This window comes from Streptomyces durbertensis, from assembly GCF_014156695.1.
Lineage (GTDB): Bacteria > Actinomycetota > Actinomycetes > Streptomycetales > Streptomycetaceae > Streptomyces > Streptomyces durbertensis.
The window spans coordinates 1-1,460 of the sequence record NZ_WMLF01000741.1 but is presented as its reverse complement, the minus strand read 5'-3'; the positions used below and the strand labels follow the sequence as shown (position 1 = coordinate 1,460).

Sequence of the window (1,460 nt, the reverse complement as noted above, 5' to 3'; positions counted from 1 at the left end):
GAGGCGGCTTAGGGTCTGGGGTTATGGGTTGGTGGATTGCCGTGCTCGGGGTGTTGGTGGTGCTGTTGGCGTTGCGGGACATATTCCACACGTTGTGGCATCCGACGCGGCGGGGTGGCGTCAGCCGGTTGGTGATGGCGGCGTTGTGGCGGGTCTCGCAGCGGGTCGGCGGGAAGCGGGTGGCCGGCGTCGTCGGGCCGTTGGGGATGCTGGCGGTCGTGTCGATGTGGGGGTTGTTGCTGGTCGTCGGCTGGGCGCTGGTCTATCTGTCGCGGATGCCGGAGGGGTTCGCGTTCGATCCGGGGCTGCGGCCGGAGGACCGCAGCAACGTGTTGGACTCGTTCTATCTGTCGATCGTGGCCGTGGGCACGCTCGGGTACGGGGACGTGGTGCCGGTGGACGGCTGGCTGCGGGTGGTGTCGCCGCTGCAGGCCCTGGTGGGGTTCGTGCTGCTGACGGCGGTGGTGTCGTGGGTGCTGGGGAGCTACCCGGCGTTGGGGCGGCGGAAGGCGTTGGCGCGGCGGTTGGCGATCCTGCACGAGGTGGACTCGGAGGCGCACCAGCCGCCGGTGGTGTTGGGGGCTTCGACGCTGGAGTCGTTGGCGTCGGAGGTGATCAGGGTGCGGGTGGACATCGGGCAGTACCCGGAGACGTACTACTTCTTCGACGACGACGCGGGGCAGGCGCTGCCGTTGTGGGCGCCGTACGCCTACCGGGTGGCGTGCCGGATGCGGTCGGAGGGGGAGGGTGAGGTGCGACCGGCCGCGGCGGTGCTGGAGCGGGCGCTGGCCGATCTCGCGCGGACGCTGGACCTCCACTTCCTGCACACCGAGGGCTCACCGGAGGTCGTGTTCGACCGGTATCAGGAGGAACACGCCCGGCGGTGAGCCCGGTGTGGAGGGGCGTGGAGCGTGTGGTGTCAGACGCCGGTGGTGCCGTCGACGGCTTCGCGGAGGAGGTCGGCGTGGCCGTTGTGGCGGGCGTACTCGTGGATGAGGTGGAGCATCACCAGGCGGAGGGAGACCTCCGCGCCGGAACGGGGATCGGTGGCCGTGACGTCGAGGGAGGGGGCGGCGCGCTCGATGCGGCGGGCGTGTTCGATCTCCTGCTGCCAGGCGGCGAACGCCTCCTCGCGGGTTGAGCCGGTGGCGTCGTAGGCGGCCTGGTAGTCGCCGTCGGAGGACCAGACGAGCGGTACGTCCTGGCGGTCGATGACGCGGCGGAACCAGGCGCGTTCGACCTCAGCCATGTGGCGCACGAGCCCGAGGAGGGTGAGCGTGGAGGGCGGCGAGGCGCGGCGGCGGAGCTGCTCGTCGGTCAGGCCCGCGCACTTCATCTCGAGCGTGGCGCGGTGGAAGTCGAGGTAGTCGCGCAGCATCCGCCGTTCGGAGGCGGTGGTGGGAGGGAAGGGGCGACTGTCGGCGTCGGCGGCCATGGTGGTGACTCCGGGAGGTGTGGGG

Annotated in this window: 2 protein-coding genes; one reads left to right on the top strand and one right to left on the bottom strand. The window is 71.0% G+C overall.

The window, feature by feature from the left end; all coding sequences use genetic code 11:
- The first annotated feature begins 23 nt into the window (after nucleotides 1-23).
- Nucleotides 24-887, top strand: coding sequence for a potassium channel family protein (locus tag GL263_RS28930; RefSeq protein WP_182858263.1), 864 nt, complete (start codon nucleotides 24-26; stop codon nucleotides 885-887).
- A 32-nt stretch (nucleotides 888-919) separates the two neighbouring features.
- Here the strand turns inward: GL263_RS28930 and GL263_RS26440 are convergent, their stop codons facing one another.
- Nucleotides 920-1,435 carry a DinB family protein gene (locus GL263_RS26440; RefSeq protein ID WP_182858262.1) on the bottom strand — a complete coding sequence of 172 codons (516 nt, stop codon included), beginning with the start codon at nucleotides 1,433-1,435 and terminating at the stop codon, nucleotides 920-922.
- Nucleotides 1,436-1,460 lie beyond the last annotated feature (25 nt).

Bases quoted from the DNA above. Each gene is read 5' to 3' on its own strand.
- GL263_RS28930 (WP_182858263.1), top strand. From the start codon at position 24: ATGGGTTGGTGGATTGCCGTGCTCGGGGTGTTGGTGGTGCTGTTGGCG.
- GL263_RS26440 (WP_182858262.1), bottom strand. From the start codon at position 1,435: ATGGCCGCCGACGCCGACAGTCGCCCCTTCCCTCCCACCACCGCCTCC.